Annotated in this window: 15 protein-coding genes and 1 pseudogene; 11 read left to right on the forward strand and 5 right to left on the reverse strand. The window is 28.1% G+C overall.

The features are described 5' to 3' along the window. Positions 1–84 precede the first annotated feature (84 nt). Positions 85–801 (forward strand): glucosaminidase domain-containing protein, encoded by a 717-nt coding sequence (locus VN21_RS17625; RefSeq protein ID WP_046824427.1) that lies wholly within the window; start codon positions 85–87, stop codon positions 799–801. A 39-nt stretch (positions 802–840) separates the two neighbouring features. On the opposite strand, the gene VN21_RS17630 is transcribed toward VN21_RS17625, so the two are convergent. Then, positions 841–1296, reverse strand: coding sequence for a staygreen family protein (locus VN21_RS17630; protein WP_052952144.1), 456 nt, complete (start codon positions 1294–1296; stop codon positions 841–843). 124 nt (positions 1297–1420) lie between these two features. On the opposite strand from VN21_RS17630, the gene VN21_RS17635 reads away from it, so the two are divergent. Further along, positions 1421–2371 carry a SpoIVB peptidase S55 domain-containing protein gene (locus VN21_RS17635; protein WP_046824428.1) on the forward strand — a complete coding sequence of 317 codons (951 nt, stop codon included), beginning with the start codon at positions 1421–1423 and terminating at the stop codon, positions 2369–2371. A 133-nt stretch (positions 2372–2504) separates the two neighbouring features. Beyond that, positions 2505–3932, forward strand: coding sequence for an N-acetylglucosamine-specific PTS transporter subunit IIBC (gene nagE, locus VN21_RS17640; RefSeq protein WP_046824429.1), 1428 nt, complete (start codon positions 2505–2507; stop codon positions 3930–3932). Positions 3933–3960: 28 nt separating this feature from the next. Here the strand turns inward: nagE and VN21_RS19175 are convergent, their stop codons facing one another. Both VN21_RS19175 and VN21_RS17645 read right to left on the reverse strand, forming a co-directional pair. After that, entirely contained in the window at positions 3961–4137 is a 177-nt protein-coding gene (locus VN21_RS19175; RefSeq protein ID WP_226896735.1) for a hypothetical protein, read from the reverse strand. A 185-nt stretch (positions 4138–4322) separates the two neighbouring features. After that, positions 4323–4571 (reverse strand): hypothetical protein, encoded by a 249-nt coding sequence (locus VN21_RS17645; protein ID WP_046824430.1) that lies wholly within the window; start codon positions 4569–4571, stop codon positions 4323–4325. A gap of 141 nt (positions 4572–4712) precedes the next feature. On the opposite strand from VN21_RS17645, the gene VN21_RS17650 reads away from it, so the two are divergent. Together VN21_RS17650 and VN21_RS17655 are read left to right on the forward strand one after the other, a co-directional pair. After that, complete coding sequence (locus VN21_RS17650; protein WP_046824431.1) at positions 4713–7076, forward strand: ATP-dependent DNA helicase; 2364 nt, start codon at positions 4713–4715, stop codon at positions 7074–7076. Between the two features lie 87 nt (positions 7077–7163). Beyond that, the gene (locus VN21_RS17655; RefSeq protein ID WP_046824432.1) at positions 7164–9506 is read left to right on the forward strand and encodes a transglycosylase domain-containing protein; all 2343 of its coding nucleotides are present in this window, start codon (positions 7164–7166) and stop codon (positions 9504–9506) included. A gap of 63 nt (positions 9507–9569) precedes the next feature. Here the strand turns inward: VN21_RS17655 and VN21_RS17660 are convergent, their stop codons facing one another. Both VN21_RS17660 and VN21_RS17665 read right to left on the reverse strand, forming a co-directional pair. Continuing rightward, complete coding sequence (locus VN21_RS17660) at positions 9570–10565, reverse strand: calcium/sodium antiporter (protein ID WP_046824433.1); 996 nt, start codon at positions 10563–10565, stop codon at positions 9570–9572. Between the two features lie 225 nt (positions 10566–10790). Beyond that, positions 10791–11726 carry a magnesium transporter CorA family protein gene (locus tag VN21_RS17665; RefSeq protein ID WP_021432663.1) on the reverse strand — a complete coding sequence of 312 codons (936 nt, stop codon included), beginning with the start codon at positions 11724–11726 and terminating at the stop codon, positions 10791–10793. 377 nt (positions 11727–12103) lie between these two features. Here VN21_RS17665 and VN21_RS18330 point away from each other — a divergent pair, with 377 nt between their 5' ends. The 6 genes and pseudogenes from VN21_RS18330 to VN21_RS17690 form a co-directional block, all read left to right on the forward strand. Then, entirely contained in the window at positions 12104–13234 is a 1131-nt protein-coding gene (locus tag VN21_RS18330) for an aldo/keto reductase (RefSeq protein WP_046824434.1), read from the forward strand. Positions 13235–13433: 199 nt separating this feature from the next. Further along, positions 13434–13934, forward strand: coding sequence for a QueT transporter family protein (locus tag VN21_RS17675; protein WP_046824435.1), 501 nt, complete (start codon positions 13434–13436; stop codon positions 13932–13934). A gap of 21 nt (positions 13935–13955) precedes the next feature. Next, on the forward strand, positions 13956–14831 hold the full coding sequence (locus VN21_RS17680; RefSeq protein ID WP_046824436.1) for a metallophosphoesterase: 876 nt from the start codon (positions 13956–13958) through the stop codon (positions 14829–14831). A 251-nt stretch (positions 14832–15082) separates the two neighbouring features. Next, positions 15083–15382, forward strand: a pseudogene (locus tag VN21_RS19505) (rhodanese-like domain-containing protein). A gap of 86 nt (positions 15383–15468) precedes the next feature. Further along, on the forward strand, positions 15469–16680 hold the full coding sequence (locus VN21_RS17685; protein WP_046824437.1) for an ABC transporter substrate-binding protein: 1212 nt from the start codon (positions 15469–15471) through the stop codon (positions 16678–16680). Further along, positions 16673–17470, forward strand: a 798-nt coding sequence (locus VN21_RS17690; protein WP_046824438.1) for an ABC transporter permease, incomplete at its 3' end; no start/stop codon positions are given. The genes VN21_RS17685 and VN21_RS17690, both read left to right, overlap by 8 nt.

The raw sequence follows: 17470 nt of genomic DNA on the forward strand, positions 1-17470 counted from the left end.
GATATAACTTGCGAAGAGGAAGTTGGATATAAATATTGAATTTTAAGGATAAATATTTAAATTTTAATAAGGAGATAAATAAATATGAAATTATGGAAAAAACTAATAGTTTTAGTATGTTTATCATCTATGCTTATAGGCTGTGATTTATCATCACAACAAAAATTAATAAAGAAAGAAAATTCAAATAAAATAAATGAAAAGATACAAGAAAGCGGAGTTAAAAGCCTAGTCAGCAAAAATGAATACAAAACTAAACAAGAAAATAAAATCAAGGATGAGGAAGCTAGAATATTAAACGTTAGTTATAACAGAGATAATGTGACATATATAAGCCATATCAGTAAGAGTGAAATGAAAGAAGTGCTAGAAAATACTACAGGAGCTAAAAACATGACTCATTTATCTGATACATTTGTAGAAGCTGAGGAAAAGTATGGAGTAAATGCTTTTTTCATGGCAGGTATAGTTGCTCTTGAAAGTGGATTTGCAACTTCAAGAAGAGCTGTAGAAGACAATAACTTAACAGGATATGAAGTATACAGTGATAATTCTGAGGGAAAATTATTTCCAAGTCAACAGGAATCTATACTTCAAACAGCCAGGCACTTAAGCGAAAATTACTTAAAAGAAGGAGCTGCATACTACAAAGGTTTATCTGTTGATGCAATCCAAGTAAGTTACTGTCCAGATGAAGAGGTTGACAAGAATTGGGAAGGAAAAGTTAATGAACTATCTAACTCATTTTTGAATACTTATAATCAACTTTTTAAAAATAATATTCAAGTTTTAAAAAAATAAAAAGAGGCAAAATATGAAATAGCCTCTTTTAAAAAAGTATTAATTTCCTAATAAATAATTTTTTACTAAACCGTAATACTCAGAACAATTGTACATGAAATATGAAGACGAAAAATTAACTATTATATTAGAATCTAATAAAAATTTATTTTCAAGTAAAAAGTATCTATCTCCATATAATATAGCTTTAATTGCTAAGTCTAAATGAGATTTAAAAATTTCATATTTTCTTTTAATCTCATATGGAGAATTTCCTTTCAAACAAATGTTGAGTAATAATGCGTACTTATTTTTTTCAATAAAAATCCAACTTCCTAAAACTTCATCTCTTAAATTTATATTAATTTTTTTATAGTTATAAAAATCAGCAATATCTAGATATAATATACCTGTATCATCGCTATGAGTAAGCGTATATTTCCTATTCTTTAATGTATAAGTTTTTGTCATTGGAAAAATAAAATTAACTTCCAATTTATTCTTATCAAAATTCATAAAACACCACCTAAATATTAGTAAATAATAAAATATATTCCTAATTATATAAAAGTATAATAAAAAACATGATTTTATAGAAAAATAATATAAATATCAAAATAATTTTAAGAAGGGATACGCTATGAAAAGACTAACAAACATTTTATCATTAATGATTGTAGCTATACTTTTATCAACTAACTTATGCTTTGGACAAAACAGCGTAGGAAAACTTATGCCATCAGCAGAAGTTGTTTTTGTTAATTTAAATTTAAAATATCCTATGGTTGATATGCTTGTAAATGAAGATACGGATTTTAAAAAGAACGATATTATATTATCAGCAATTTCTATGAAGAAAAAATTAAAATATGATTTGAATGATTTAACAGATCTTTATAAATCAGAAGATGAGAAAGTTTTAGTAAGATTTCTAAGAGAAGGAAAAGAGAACGTTCAAGTTTTTACAGGTAAGGATTTTAGAGGGATTTATTTGAGTTTTACTCAACAGTTTTGCGGAACTATAACTGCAGTAAGTGAAGATGGAAGCTTTATAGGTTTGAGTCATAATGTAGATGGATCTGAAGTAGCACTTAGTACTCAAGTGTTTGAGACTTCATATGTCCACTCAATCAAAGCGACCTTATTTAATGATGGTGGGCTAAAACCACATTTAAAAGAAAATAAAGAAGGAAAATTAAATTATATTGGAGATATAAATAAATACAGTGAATATGGAGTTAAAGGAAAATTAAAAGAAAGTACATTTAATGATAAGGATGCTTTAGAGGTAACAAAACCTAAGAAAGGTAAAGCATATATTTATTGTAAGTCGCCTGTTACTAACGAAAAAAAATTACATGAAATAGAAATAACAAAAATATATGAAGATGGAGCTAAAATAAAAGTAAAAGATAAAGAACTAAAAGAATATAGAGGTGGAGTAATAGGAGGAATGAGTGGTTCACCTGTAATACAAGATGGAAAGTTAGTTGGAGGAATAAGATCTAGCTTCATATACAACCACAAAATTGGATTTATATCAAACGTAGATTATATGTTAAATCCTGAAGGAGAGAGTTGTAGAAATTAAATACTAATAAAGGATTGATTAAACTCAATCCTTTATTAGTATTTTTTAATAATAATATAAACTGTTGAAAAATGGAAAAATAAAACGTATAATTAATTTATATTTTAAAAAAAATTAAAAAGGAGGTTGTTTTATGCTTAAATTTTTACAACGTATAGGTAAGTCACTTATGTTACCTATAGCAGCATTGCCTATTGCAGGTATAATGTTAAGGTTAGGTCAACCTGATATTGTTAACGCGCTTGGTGGCATACCGTTCTTGCAAACGATTTTACCATTCTTTGGAGCAGCAGGATCTGCTTTATTTGATAATTTACCGTTACTATTTGCGCTAGGAGTTGCTGTTGGTTTTTCAGATGACCAAAATGGAGCAGCGGCACTGGCTGGGGTTATATCATATTTTACGTTGACTAATGTATCAAAACAATATTGGATAATGAATTTAAGTAAAGATGTTGTAGCTACACTAAATATATCATTTTTAGGTGGGATACTAGCAGGTTTAATAGGTGGATTATGTTACAACAAATTTAGAAAAGTGAAACTTCCTGAGTTCCTAGCATTCTTTGGAGGAAGAAGACTTGTTCCTATAATGTCGGGGCTTATATCTGTTGTGATTGCAATACCTTTAGGTATGATATGGCCAACAGTTCAAGGCGCTTTAACAAATTTTTCAATGTCTATTGTTGGAATGGGTGCATTTGGAGCTGCAATTTTTGGATTATTTAATAGACTACTAATTCCTATGGGATTACATCATGTTTTAAATTCATTTTTCTGGTTCCAATTAGGAACTTATAATGGGAAAACTGGAGATATAGCTAGATTCTTTGCGGGAGATCCAACTGCAGGACATTTTATGGCAGGATTTTTCCCTATAATGATGTTTGGATTGCCAGCTGTAGCTCTTGCAATATACTTTGCAGCTAAAAAAGAAAAAAGAAAAGCTGTTGGAGGTATGTTATTATCTTTAGCACTTACATCTTTCTTAACAGGTGTTACTGAACCTATAGAATTTTTATTTATATTCTTGTCACCAATATTATTGATTGCACATGCGATTTTAACTTCACTATCATTCTTTGTAGTAGATAGTCTAGGAATATTACATGGATTTACATTCTCAGCTGGAGCAATTGACTATTTGATGAACTTTGGACTAGCTACTAAGCCTATTACGTTATTACTAGTTGGGTTAGGAATGTCTATAATATACTTTGTTGTATTTTATTTATTAATTACAAAATTAAATTTACCAACTCCTGGTAGAGAAGAAGATTGTGATGAATTTGATCAAGATGATGCTACAGATATAACTAGTGATTTAGATTTAGCTAAAAAATATATAGAGTATTTAGGTGGAGAAGAAAATATAACTAAGGTAGACAATTGTGCAACTAGACTAAGATTGGAATTATTAGATACTGATAAAATTAAGGATAAAGCATTAAAGTCTATTGGAGCAAAAGGTGTTGTAAAATTAAATAAGACGAGTGCACAAGTTATAGTTGGAACAACTGTTGAATTTGTTGCAGATGGAATGAAAAGTTTACTTAAATAATTAAAAGAGTGTCAAATGGCACTCTTTTTTAATAATATTCATTAAAATCGCAATCTACACTAAATTCATTAGGACTCAATAAACCTCCAAATGATATAGATAGATTATTAATCTGAGAAGCTAATCTTTTGTTTAGTATCAATTTATATCCATCAACTTCAAATAATTCATCGTTATCCTGTAACTCATCCAGAGTTATATGCACTCTAGCATCGCATCAGAAACTTATAGTTCTAATAAATACTCGTATATATTTTTTATCAGTTTCTTGTTGTAATAGCTTATCAAGTTCTGCTTTAGCAGAATTATATATTGTTATATTCATGTCTGGCTCCTTAAGTCAAATTTACTTAATTATATAACAAGATAAATTAAATGTAAAATCAGAGATTAAGACAATGTTTGATTGTTTAAACAATTGTCGCAAACAAATCCTTCTTCAGGAAAATAATTGCTTTCACTATGAGGGAATGTATTAAGGCAGCGACAGCATGTGCTATGATGATATTTGGGTATACTATAAACTTCTATACCAGGAATTGAATTAAATGTATCTAAAGTTTTAGATGCAGTGAAATAATCTTCATAGATAGATCTTGCTTCCTCAGAAGCTTTTCTTCTTAAATAACTATCGTTCATATGAACACCTCCTATATAAATTTACATAGTTAGTATTCCTAAAAACTGTAATATGTATTAAGTAAAATTTGGTAGAGAATAGAAAAATATATAAATTTATTATATAATAAAACATAGAAAAATTTTAGAGGGACTAAAAATATGGAAAGAGAAATCAAAATATCTATAAGAAACCTTGTTGAACTTATAATGAGGAATGGGAGTATAGATAATACAAAGAGTACATCTATAAAACCAATAGAAGGGACTTTAGCACACCAGATGATTCAAAACTCATATGATGAAAATTATGAGGCAGAGTACCACTTGAAATATGAATTTGAATATAAAGGAACAAGCATAAAAGTAGAAGGAAGAGCAGATGGAATACTAAAAGAAGATGGGAAAATTATAGTTGATGAAATAAAATCTACGTTAAAGGATGTAAATGACTATAACAAAAATATAAATCAACTACATTTAGCTCAGGCAAAGTGCTATGCATATATATACTGTATGTTAAATAATTTAGGATCTATTTATGTACAACTTACATATTACAATCTAGAAACTAAGCAAATGAATAAAATTAGAACGCATTATGAAGTTAAAGAGCTTGAAGAAGATTTTTTTTATCTTATAAATGAGTATAAATTATGGATAGATATAGAACAAAATCATATATCTAAAAGAGATGAAAGTATAGATAATTTAAAATTTCCATTTGAAGACTATAGAAAAGGTCAAAGGGAATTTGCGGTATACGTTTATAGAAGCATTGTAGATAATAAAAAATGTTTTGCTCAAGCTCCAACAGGAACAGGAAAAACTGTTTCAACTCTTTTTCCATCTATAAAAGCTATGGGAAAGGGGTATGCATCTAAAATTTTTTACTTGACTGCGAAAAACATAACTAAAGATGTATGTGAAAATAGTTTGAAATTAATGAATGAAAAAGATTTAGATATAAAATACACAATAATATCTTCAAAAGATACTGTATGTAAAAAAGATGAAGCTAATTGTAATCCAGAATATTGTGAATATGCAAATGGATATTTTGATAGGATAAACAATGCTTTAAAAGAAATTTTAAAACATGAAAACACATACTCATATGAGGTTATACAGAGTTTAAGTGAAAAATATAAATTATGTCCATTTGAACTATCTCTTGATTTAGCATTATTTAGTGACATTATAGTGTGTGATTACAATTATGCTTTTGATCCTAAGGTCTACTTAAAAAGATTTTTTGATATTAAAAAGAATGATTATGTTTTTTTAATTGATGAAGCTCATAATTTAGTTGATAGAACTAGAGATATGTACTCTAAATCTTTAGATAAATTTCAGTTTGAAGAAATTAGCAAAATAATGAAAGGTAAAAATCGAAGTATTAACTATTCTATAAATAAGATAAAATCATATTTTAAAGAAGTAGATGAAGAATTAATTATATATAAGGATATGAAATTATCAAATCACATAGAAAGTAAGGCTTTAGATATAGAGTTTATAAATCTTTTAAAAACTTTAACTCAAAAAATAGATGAGTATTTAGAAGATAATTCAGAGGAAAATGAAAAACTTATAGAATTATATTTTGATGTTCATAGTTTTTTGGGAGTTGCAGAATTTTACGATGACAATTTCGTAACTATTTATGAAAAAAATGGAAAAGACGTACTTGTAAGAATTTATTGTATAGATCCATCTGGAGTTATTGAACAAAGAATGAAAAGTGCTAAATCTACAATAATATTTTCAGCTACATTACTTCCTATAAATTATTTTAAAAGTATGTATAGAGGTGAAGAAAAAGACTATTTTATAAGTTTAAATTCTCCATTTGATGTAAATAAAAGAGAGTTAATATTTGCAAATAATATAAATACCACTTATAATAGACGGTATGAAACTTGTAAAGATGTATCTAAATCTATAAAAAATTGTGTTAAAAGTAAGGATGGAAACTATATGGTGTTTTTTCCATCATATAGTTATATGGAACTGGTGTACGATTACATGGTTAAAAACTATACAGATTTAAATATTGAAATTCAAGAAAAAGATATGAGCGAAGATAAAAAAGAAAATTTCCTGAAAAGATTTCAAGAAAAAAATAAATCTACTCATATTGGGTTTTGCGTTTTAGGTAGTCATTTTTCTGAAGGTATAGATCTTACTAATGATAAACTTATAGGAGTTATAGTGGTAGGAGTTGGAATGCCTCAAATAGGAGTTGATCGTAACATCATAAAAAAACATTTTGACAAAAAAGGTTATGATGGATTTGATTATGCATATACTTATCCAGGTATGATAAAAGTACTTCAAGCTGCAGGAAGGTGTATAAGAACAGACCATGATAAAGGAGTAATAATGCTTATTGATAATAGGTATTCTAAAGAAAAATATAAAAAAATATTTCCAAGAGAGTGGTATCCAAATAAAGTAGCTAGAAAAAACGAAGATATAAGCATTATTTGTAAAAATTTTTGGAAAAATATGAAGGAGAAATAAAAATTATATGTAATAATAAAAAATAGGACTTATATTAAACTATAAAAAACCAGATTAAAATTTGAGATTGGGGGCAATAACGAAAATATGAGTGACAAAAAAGTGAAAAAAAGTAGCCTTATGAAAAAAATAGCGATAGGATTTTTAGCAATATTTGGGCTAGGAGTTGCATCAGTTAGTATATTTGTTATGGCTATACTGTTTAATACTCCAGATATAGATCCAAAAAATATGGTGTTTGCAGAAAACTCTATTATATATGATTCAAATAATAAAATTACAGAGACAATTCAAGGCGCAGAGTCAAGGTATGTAGTAAAAGACATGAATAATATCCCTGATAATTTAAAAAATGCAGTGCTTGCTATAGAAGATCATACTTTTTATGAACATCATGGTATAAATATTAAAAGAACTATAGGTGCATTTGTACAAAATATAAAATCAGGATATAAAGCACAAGGTGCTAGTACAATAACACAGCAGCTAGCTAAGAACTTATATCTAACTAATGAAAAAACATATAAAAGAAAAATAAAAGAACTTTACTACTCACTGCAGTTGGAGAAAGAGTTAGATAAAGATGAAATACTTTTAGCATACTTAAACACAATGTCTTTAGGACAAGGAAATAGAGGAGTTCAAGCTGCATCTCACAACTATTTTGATAAAGATGTATCTGAATTAAGTTTAGCAGAAAGTGCTCTTTTAGCAGGTATAACTAAATATCCAAGTAAATATGCTGCATATAAAACATCACAGTTAACAAAAGATGATGATTTAAAAAATGCAGAAATAATAGTATATGCTCAAGATTATGTACCAACAGATGATGATCTTGAAATGTATAAAATTTTACTTGAAAATGATAGAATTAACAAGCTTACATATGATGCGTTAAGAAAAGGTAGAAAAGTAATATACAAAGCTGAGTTTAATGAAGAATCTAAAAAAAGACAAGAAGTTGTTTTAAGTAGAATGTTAGAACTTGGATATATATCAAGAAGTGAATATGACAAGGCTATAAAAGAAGATATAAAAATTAGTCTGGGAGAAGATGTTGAAAGTAAAAATTCTTCATACTTTAACTCTTTAGTGAAAAAAGATGTAGTAAAAGCTCTAGTTAAGGAAGGTTACACTGAAGATGAAGCTAAAGATATGCTATACAATGGAGGACTTAGAATTCATTCTACAATAGATTCCGATATGCAAAATGTTGTAGAAAAAGAATATGAAGATGGTTCTAATTTCCCAGGAACTTATAGAGATGGAAATGGAAACTTACAACCACAATCAGCTATGGTTGTTATGGATAATAATAATGGACAAATTAAGGCAATGATAGGTGGTCGTGGAATAGGAGGAGAGAGCCTATATAATAGAGCTATAAATCCAAGGCAACCAGGATCATCAATAAAACCATTAGCTGTATATATGCCACTTATGGAGAGAGCTGGACTTACTCCTTATTCGACTTTAAATGATTCTCCACTTAAAAAAGTAAATGGTAGAGACTGGCCTAGAAATGCGGGTGGATCATACCATGGTGGTGTAAGTATGGCTCAAGCTGTAAAACAATCATACAATGGTGCTGCTGTTCACGGAGCAGCAATGCTTGGTAACAGTGAAGCAGAATCTATGAAAATAGTTTTAGATTCATTAAAAGATTTAGGAATAACAACTGTAGATGATGTAAGAGATAGACATTACCCTACTGCTTTAGGTGGAATGGCTCAAGGAGTATCTCCTCTTGAAATGACAGCTGCATATGCAGCTATAGCAAATGGTGGAGTTTATGTAGAACCTACAACATTTACTAAAATAGAATTATCAGATGGAAGTTTATTACTTGACCATAAACCTAAGACGAAGAGAGTGTACTCTCAAAATACAGCTTACTATATGACTAAAATGCTAGAAGGTGTTGTTAATGATGGTACTGGTAGAAGGGCTAAATTATCAAACATGGCAGTTGCTGGTAAAACAGGAACAACAAATAGTAATAATGATGCATGGTTCTGTGGATATACACCATATTATACTGCATCAGTTTGGATTGGTAACGATAGAGCTAAATCACTTCCACAAGGAAGTAAAATAGCTACTGCTTTATGGAGAGATGTTATGGATCCTATACATGATGGGTTAGAAGGTAGAGAATTTGGAAAAGAAGGACCATTTTCTAAAGTTGATATAAGCTATAGCGCTCCAGTAAGAACAAGACCAAAAGAACAAGAAATAGAAGAACAACCGGAACAACCAGAGGAGCAACCGGAACAACCGCCGACACAGCCAGAGCAGCCAACACAACCGGAGCAACCAACACAACCGGAGCAACCAACACAACCGGAGCAACCAACACAACCGGAACAACCAACACAACCGGAGCAGCCACAACCGCAGCCACAACCAAATCCTCCGGCAGCTTAATATAAAAACTTAATTAAAATTATTATAAAAAAAGATATAGGTTTTAACCTATATCTTTTTATTTTAATTTTTAAGAATAACATAAATCATGTATAAAATATAAGATCCTATCAATATAACTCCCTCAAACTTACTTATGTCTTTTCGTCTAATAGCAAATATATAAGCTATTATAGTAACCACTATCATTATAAATATATCTAAAAATAGACTAGGATCAACTGATATAGGATTAATAACTGAAGATATACCAAGTATGAATAAAATATTAAATATATTTGAACCAATAACATTTCCTAAGGCAATATCACTTTCACCCTTACTAGCAGCTACAACTGAAGTTATAAACTCGGGTAGAGAAGTTCCTATAGAAACAATTGTTAAACCTATCATTTTTTGACTTACTCCAAAGCTTAAAGCTATATTAGAAGAGCAATCAACTACTAGTTTACCTCCAATTATTATGCCTAAAATACCTATGATAGACAAAAATATAGACTTTGATAAAGATATATTTGATTCTGTATAAGTTGAATTTTCATTTGATAATTCAATGTTAGTATTAGTAATTAAATTTCTATTTTTATTTCTAGAGTTAATGGAAACTTCTACTAAATAGTATATAAATATACCAAAGAACATTAAAAATACTAATCCATCACTAAGTGATAAAATAGAGCTTTTCGAGCTTTGAAAAACAAAATCATTACAAAGTATTAAAAGTAAAACTGATGAAAGTATTAAAAACGGGAATTCTTTTAAAAGTATAGATTTCTTAACAGATAAAGGCTTTATAAAAGCTGACATACCTACAACACATAAAAGATTAAAAATATTTGAACTGATAATATTTCCAAATGCTATTCCATTTTGCCCTTCCATAGATGCAGTAACGCTAACTGCAGCTTCAGGAGAACTAGTTCCAAATGCAACTATTGTAAGACCTATAAGTAAAGAAGGAATCCTGAGAGACCTTGCAATACTTGAAGAACCATCAACGAAGTAATCCGCTCCTTTTACTAAAAGTAAGAACCCAAACAACAAAAACACATAAATCATACAAACATCTCCCTTTTTGAAATAAAAATAAAAAAGACCTTCTAAATAAGTAGAAATATTTCTACTTATTTAGAAGGTCTTGCTAACAAGATTAAACTCGCTAATTAACCGAGTGATTATCACTGGTATGACGACTAATTAACACCTAAGTGTAAGCTACTCCCCTTCTAGGGAATTTAATTTTATAATTTAATTATATTCAAATTTTGGAAAATGTCAACTGATTTATAATAATTTATTTCTAGACATTATAAATGTAAGAATTAAACACATAATACATGTAATTAAAATAACAAGCCAGAATCCACTAGGATGATGTTCAAATGGCAATCCAGGGACATTCATTCCGAAGAAACCAGACACAATTGTAGGTATAGACATTATAAGTGTAATAGATGTTAAAAATTGCATAACTGTGTTTTGGTTATTACTAACAATAGCACTAAAGGCATCCATTATCCTACTTAAAATATCACCATAAATAGTAGCCATTTCTAGAGCTTGTTTATTTTCTATAATAACATCTTCAAGCAAATCTTCATCCTCTGAATACTTTTTAATAGATTCTGTTCTAAGCATTTTATTAAGGACAAGTTCATTTGCTTTTAATGAAGTAGAAAAATATATCAAAGACTTTTCAAGTTCTAGTAACTGAACCAATTCTTTGTTTTTCATAGATTTATATATTTCTTTCTCTATTGCTATAGTCATTTTATTTATTCTTCTTAGATAATGTAAATAATAGCTAGCGTTTTTATAAAGAATTTGAAGAATAAATCTAGTTTTTTTGAAAGTAAAAAAATCTTTTACATGTCCAACTATAAAGTCATTTAAAATTTTTGTTTGTCCTATACATACTGTAACAATGGTATCATCTAAAAGTATAATACCAAGTGGAATAGTAGAGTAATGAGTAGAAGATGCATCACTTTCATCTACAGGTATATCTATAAGTATTAATATATGATTATCTTCAATATCTATTCTAGAACGTTCTTCCTCATCGAGTGCAGCTCTAACACTTTCTATATCAACATTAAGTTTTGCAGAAATTTCAAGTATTTCAGCTGTACTAGGTTCAACTAAATTAACCCAACAACCACTTTCAAATGATTTTAATTTTTCAAGTTTAGAGTCGATAGTTTTATAGTATCTTATCATTTGATCACTCCTTTATTCAGTTTTAAAGCAATCACTTAAGTATTATCTACATAATTGCTTAAACATATAATTGAATAAAGGTATTAAGCAAAAATTAAGATTCATTAAGTGATTTAATAAATAAACATATCCGCAATGGAATATTGTCCATTTTTTATACCACTCCTTTATGTATTATTTTTATTAAAAAAGACCACATCGGCATCACTGCTTAAGAGGTCAGATAAATTAATAATACCATATATTAATTTTTAATACAATAAAAACACTTATTAAATTATAGGTAAACTAAAAAATATATAAGCATAGAATGTTAGTATATTGAAATATGTTATTTATTGTATAATTTAATTAAACTAAATTTAGGAGGGGTAGATATGAGATATAGGGAGTTTGGAAAAACAGGGGAAAAAATATCTATTTTAGGATTTGGGTGCATGAGATTTCCTCAAATAGATGGAAAAATTGATGAAGAAAAAACTGTTAAGATGGTTAGATACGCAATCGATAATGGAGTAAACTATATAGATACAGCATATCCATATCACAATGGAGAAAGCGAAATTGTAGTAGGAAAAATTTTAAAGGATGGATATAGAGAAAGAATTAACCTAGCAACTAAATTACCATCTTGGGAAATTAACTCAAGAGAAGATATGGATAAATATTTTAATGAACAATTAAAAAAACTTCAAACAGAACAGATAGACTTTTATTTAATTCATGCACTAGATAAAAGCCTATGGGATAACTTAGTTGAAAATAATATATTTGATTTTTTAAATGAAATAAAGAAAAGTAAAAAGGTAAGATATGTAGGATTTTCTTTTCATGATAAGTATGAAGTATTTAAAGAGATAATAGATGCGTATGATTGGGATTTCACACAAATTCAATACAACTATTTAGATGAAGAATATCAAGCAGGAACAAAAGGACTTGAATATGCAAATAAAAAAGGTATGGGAGTTATTATAATGGAGCCTCTTAGAGGAGGAAAGCTTGCTAATAATTTACCTAATGATATTTTAGAAATAATTAACAAACCAAACACTAAAAAATCTCCTGCTCAATGGGCTTTTAAATTCTTATACAATAAGCCAGAAATAGGAATTGTTCTTAGTGGAATGTCAAATATGGAACAGGTTGTTGATAATATAAGAATATGTAACGAGGATGGAGAGGCTGATTCTATGAACTTAGAAAATGAAAGGGTAATAGAATCATTAAGAGATACATTGAAGTCTAAAATAAAAATAAATTGTACTGATTGTAAATATTGTATGCCATGTCCAAATGGCGTTAACATACCTGCCTGCTTTGAATGCTTAAATAATTCATCAATGTTTAATGATATAGAAGGTATAAAAAACAATATGTATAAATATTTAATAGAGCAATATGCTGATGCATCTAAATGTATAGAATGTGGTAAGTGTGAAAAAAGTTGTCCTCAACATATTGATATAATTAATAAACTAAAGAAAGTTAAGGAAACATTTAAGTAATTAACTCTATTGAAAAAAAAGTATTTTTTTGATATTATATAAATTATCTTAAAACTTAAAAGGACAGTTCGAAAGCCTCCTGTCTTTAAACAAAACTATGGTTAAGTCTTAAAATATAATATTTATATTATCATTTAGATTATAAAACCGTAGATTTTTCTGCGGTTTTTTAGATTTTAGGACTTAAAGGAGAACTTTTATGACGACAAATATAAAAAAATTAGTTACAACAGCATTAGTTGCAGCTATATATGCAACTTTAACATTGGTATTAGGGGCCATAAGCTATGGGCCAATACAATTTAGAGTGGCAGAAATTATGGTATTACTTCCATTTATAAAGAAGGATTATATATGGGGATTAACGATAGGGTGCTTTTTGGCTAATATTATAGGGCCTTATGGAGTACCAGATATAATCTTTGGGACAACTGCAACATTTTTAAGTGTATATGCAGTTTATGTGACTAGCAAAATGATGTATGGTAAAAAATATGCTTTATTAGTAGCATCAACTTGGCCTACTATTATAAATGCTATAATAATAGGTATAATGCTTAATATATTCTTTGGATTACCACTTATTTTATCTATGGCACAAGTTGGATTTGGGCAATTTGTAGTTATAACAATAATAGGTGTACCGCTGTATAAATCATTAGAAGGTAAATACTTTAAAATATTAAAAGATGCATTTTAATATAATCAGAAAGGAAATATTATGTTTACGCAAGTTTTATTAGGCTCAACCATAGTTTTAGGAACAACTTTGTTTTTAAATAGAGAGATAAATAGTTTAGAAACTACTAGCTATGAAATAAAAAATAAAAAAATACCAAAAGAATTTAATAATTTTAAAATTGTTCAAGTAAGTGATTTACACAACAAAACTTTTGGTAAGAATAATGAAAAATTACTAAAAAAAATTCATGAAGAAGAACCTGATATAGTGGTTATAACAGGTGATTTAGTGGAAGGCGATAAAAATAACTTCCATGTGTCATTAAATTTTTTAGATGAACTAACTAAGAGTTATGAAGTTTATCATATAATAGGAAATCACGAACAAAAGTCTTTGATAAAAAAATATAAAAAAGAATATGAACTTTATTTTAAGGAACTTAGTAAAAAGCCAATTATAAACTTAGAAAATGACAAAGTGATAGTAAATAAAGATAATTCTAGCATAAATATTTTTGGACTTATAATTCCTTTAGAAAAATATCCTTACTTTTTCAAAAACTTTAAAAATAGAAAAGAAGGATTAGATAAAGACTTTATAAAAAACTCATTAGGTGAAATAAATAAAAATGAATACAATGTGATGCTAGCACATACTCCATTTTTCTTTGAAGATTACAGTGATTATGGAGCTGACCTAGTATTATCAGGGCATGTTCATGGAGGGATAATAAGGCTACCTGTATTAGGTGGAGTTCTTTCTCCTAATAGAGAATTTTTTCCTAAATATGATTTTGGAAACTATAAAAAAGATGATACAACAATGATACTAAGCAAAGGGTTAGGGGGATCTAAAGTTCTTATAAGATTTAATTGTAGACCTGAGATAGTTAGTATAACTTTAAGAAGTGAATGATAGTTAAAAACTATATAATGATAATGACTTATAGGAAAAAACTATAATAAATGAATTATAAGTTTGATATAATTGAATAAGAAATTTAGAATTTTATGAAGAATTAAAGAGCAGAGTGAATAGCTATTAAATTAAATAAAAAAATAAGCGTTATAATTGCAGGGTCATTAATTACATTTAGTATTGGAAGTTTAGTTGGATGTACTCAAAAATCTGATAAGCATGATAAAACATCAGCCAAATATGAAAATATAAATGCAAAAGAAACTGAGGATTTATTAGCTACTGGAGATGATATAGCTGTTGTGGATGTTAGAACAAAAGGCGAATTTAATACAGGACATATAGATAAGGCTATGAATATAGATTTTGATAATTTTTAAAATAATTTAACTATATTAGATGATTATAAATAAAAACCAGTTCTGCTTTATTGTAAGACAGGAAATAGAAGTGAAAAGGCAGCAAAAATTTTAGACAAGAATGGTTTTACAAAAGTATATAATCCTACAGACGGTATTAAAAAGTATGATTACAAATTAGTTAAGTAAGTCAATAAAAATAACCTCCCAGCTTTATAATATTTAGTTGGGGGGTTATATTATTATTATAAATAAAACAACAGAGGAGGAACAAAATGAAAAAAATTATTGCCTTGGGAATAACGATATCCCTATTGTTTTTAGTTGGATGTAGTAATGGAAAGGCTAATAGTCAATCGGATGAGCAACTTTTAAGCAAAAACTATGAAGAAATTGAAAAAAGTGCAAAAGGAAGTACTGTTAACTTTTATGGATGGGGAGGAAATGAAGTACTGAATAAATGGTTTGATAATTATGTAATCCCAAACATGAAAGAAAAATACGATATAAATGTAAAAAGAGTAGGTATGGATATAGATACCATAATGAATCAATTAATATCTGAGAAACAAGTTAAAAATGATAAAGGAAATATAGATGTTTTTTGGGTAAATGGAGAAAACTTTAAAACGGCAAAAGATAATGAACTGTTATTTGGACCATTTACTAATAAAATAGAAAACTATGAAAAATATGTTGATACGAATTCAAAAGATATAACAACTGATTTTGGGACAACTGTAGACAATATGGAGTCTCCATGGGGAAAAGCTTCATTTACAGTACTAAAAAACTCAGATAAAGTAAGTGATAATATAGTAGACACTAATACACTGAAAGAGGCTATAGTGAAAAAGCCAGGTAAATTTACATATCCAGCGCCACCAGATTTTACAGGAAGTGCATTTGTAAGAAATGTAATATATGATATAGTAGGCTATGAAAATTTAAAGGATTTACCTGAAGATGAAGCTACAGTTAAAAAAGCAATTCAACCAGCTATAGATTATTTAAAAGAGATAAAGCCTTACTTATGGAATGAAGGAAAAACTTATCCATCGACTACAGCGCAATTAGATAATATGTATTCTGATGGAGAAGTTAATTTTAGCATGACTTATGCTCCAAATGAGATTGAAGGTAAGATAAATTCTGGGGAATTTGATAAAAGTACAGAATTTATAAATTTTGATAAAGGAAATATATCAAATACTCATTTTTTAGCAATACCTAGAAACTCATCAAATAAAGCTGGTGCAATGGTATTAATAAATTATTTAACAAGTATAGATGCGCAAGCTTCTAAAAGTGAACCTAAAAACTGGGGAGATATGACTATATTGGATTTAAATAAGATACCTAAAGAAGATAAATCAAAATTTAAAAACTCAGTACAAGTAAAGAATCCAGTTCCAGAAGTTAAGGCAAGTTTAGTACCTATAATAGAAAAAATATGGTTAGAAGAGGTAGCTAACGTTAATGAGTAAAATAAAACCGTATTTACTTATTGCTCCAGCCGCATTACTATTATTATTTATAATGGGAGTAGGTATTTGCACATGTATATTACAAAGCTTAGGTTATTTCCCTTTGATTGGATTAGATAATATAACTTTTGATTATTACAAAGAGATATTATCTAATCAACAACTTATAAATTCATTAATGCTAAGTTTAAAAACATCGATAATTTCATCGATAATAGCAACTATAATAGGAATTTTGTTAGCGTATTTAATGACAAAAAGTAGAGTTTCTAAGCTAAGATATTTTTTATTAAATTTGCCTATTATAGTCCCGCATATAATAGTTGTAATGCTTGCATTTGCTGTTTTCTCTAAAACAGGTATAATAGCTAGAATGTTATATAATCTAAATTTAATAAACGATTCTAGAGAATTTGTAAGTTTAGTAAATGATAAAGCTGGTATAGGAATAATTATTGTATATATATACAAGGGCATGCCCTTTATAGCGATTACAGTGTATAATATATTGAAGAGTTTAGATGTTAAGTTAGAAGATGTAGCGCTAAATTTAGGGGCTAATAAATTTCAAGTACTTAAATTGGTAATAATTCCACAGATAATGCCTACAATACTTTCATCATTCATTGTAATATTTGCGTTTTCGTTTGGATCATTTGAAGTACCATATTTAATTGGGGCTACAAATCCTAAAGCACTTCCTGTTAATGCATATATAAACTATATAAATACAGATTTAGCTCAAAGACCTTTATCAATGGCTATGAATAGTATATTAAATGGGCTAAGT

It is taken from the genome of Paraclostridium benzoelyticum (assembly GCF_001006285.1).
Classification (GTDB): domain Bacteria; phylum Bacillota; class Clostridia; order Peptostreptococcales; family Peptostreptococcaceae; genus Paraclostridium; species Paraclostridium benzoelyticum.

Bases quoted from the DNA above. Each gene is read 5' to 3' on its own strand.
- VN21_RS17625 (WP_046824427.1), top strand. From the start codon at position 85: ATGAAATTATGGAAAAAACTAATAGTTTTAGTATGTTTATCATCTATG.
- VN21_RS17630 (WP_052952144.1), bottom strand. From the start codon at position 1,296: ATGAATTTTGATAAGAATAAATTGGAAGTTAATTTTATTTTTCCAATG.
- VN21_RS17635 (WP_046824428.1), top strand. From the start codon at position 1,421: ATGAAAAGACTAACAAACATTTTATCATTAATGATTGTAGCTATACTT.
- nagE (WP_046824429.1), top strand. From the start codon at position 2,505: ATGCTTAAATTTTTACAACGTATAGGTAAGTCACTTATGTTACCTATA.
- VN21_RS17645 (WP_046824430.1), bottom strand. From the start codon at position 4,571: ATGAACGATAGTTATTTAAGAAGAAAAGCTTCTGAGGAAGCAAGATCT.
- VN21_RS17650 (WP_046824431.1), top strand. From the start codon at position 4,713: ATGGAAAGAGAAATCAAAATATCTATAAGAAACCTTGTTGAACTTATA.
- VN21_RS17655 (WP_046824432.1), top strand. From the start codon at position 7,164: ATGAGTGACAAAAAAGTGAAAAAAAGTAGCCTTATGAAAAAAATAGCG.
- VN21_RS17660 (WP_046824433.1), bottom strand. From the start codon at position 10,565: ATGATTTATGTGTTTTTGTTGTTTGGGTTCTTACTTTTAGTAAAAGGA.
- VN21_RS17665 (WP_021432663.1), bottom strand. From the start codon at position 11,726: ATGATAAGATACTATAAAACTATCGACTCTAAACTTGAAAAATTAAAA.
- VN21_RS18330 (WP_046824434.1), top strand. From the start codon at position 12,104: ATGAGATATAGGGAGTTTGGAAAAACAGGGGAAAAAATATCTATTTTA.
- VN21_RS17675 (WP_046824435.1), top strand. From the start codon at position 13,434: ATGACGACAAATATAAAAAAATTAGTTACAACAGCATTAGTTGCAGCT.
- VN21_RS17680 (WP_046824436.1), top strand. From the start codon at position 13,956: ATGTTTACGCAAGTTTTATTAGGCTCAACCATAGTTTTAGGAACAACT.
- VN21_RS17685 (WP_046824437.1), top strand. From the start codon at position 15,469: ATGAAAAAAATTATTGCCTTGGGAATAACGATATCCCTATTGTTTTTA.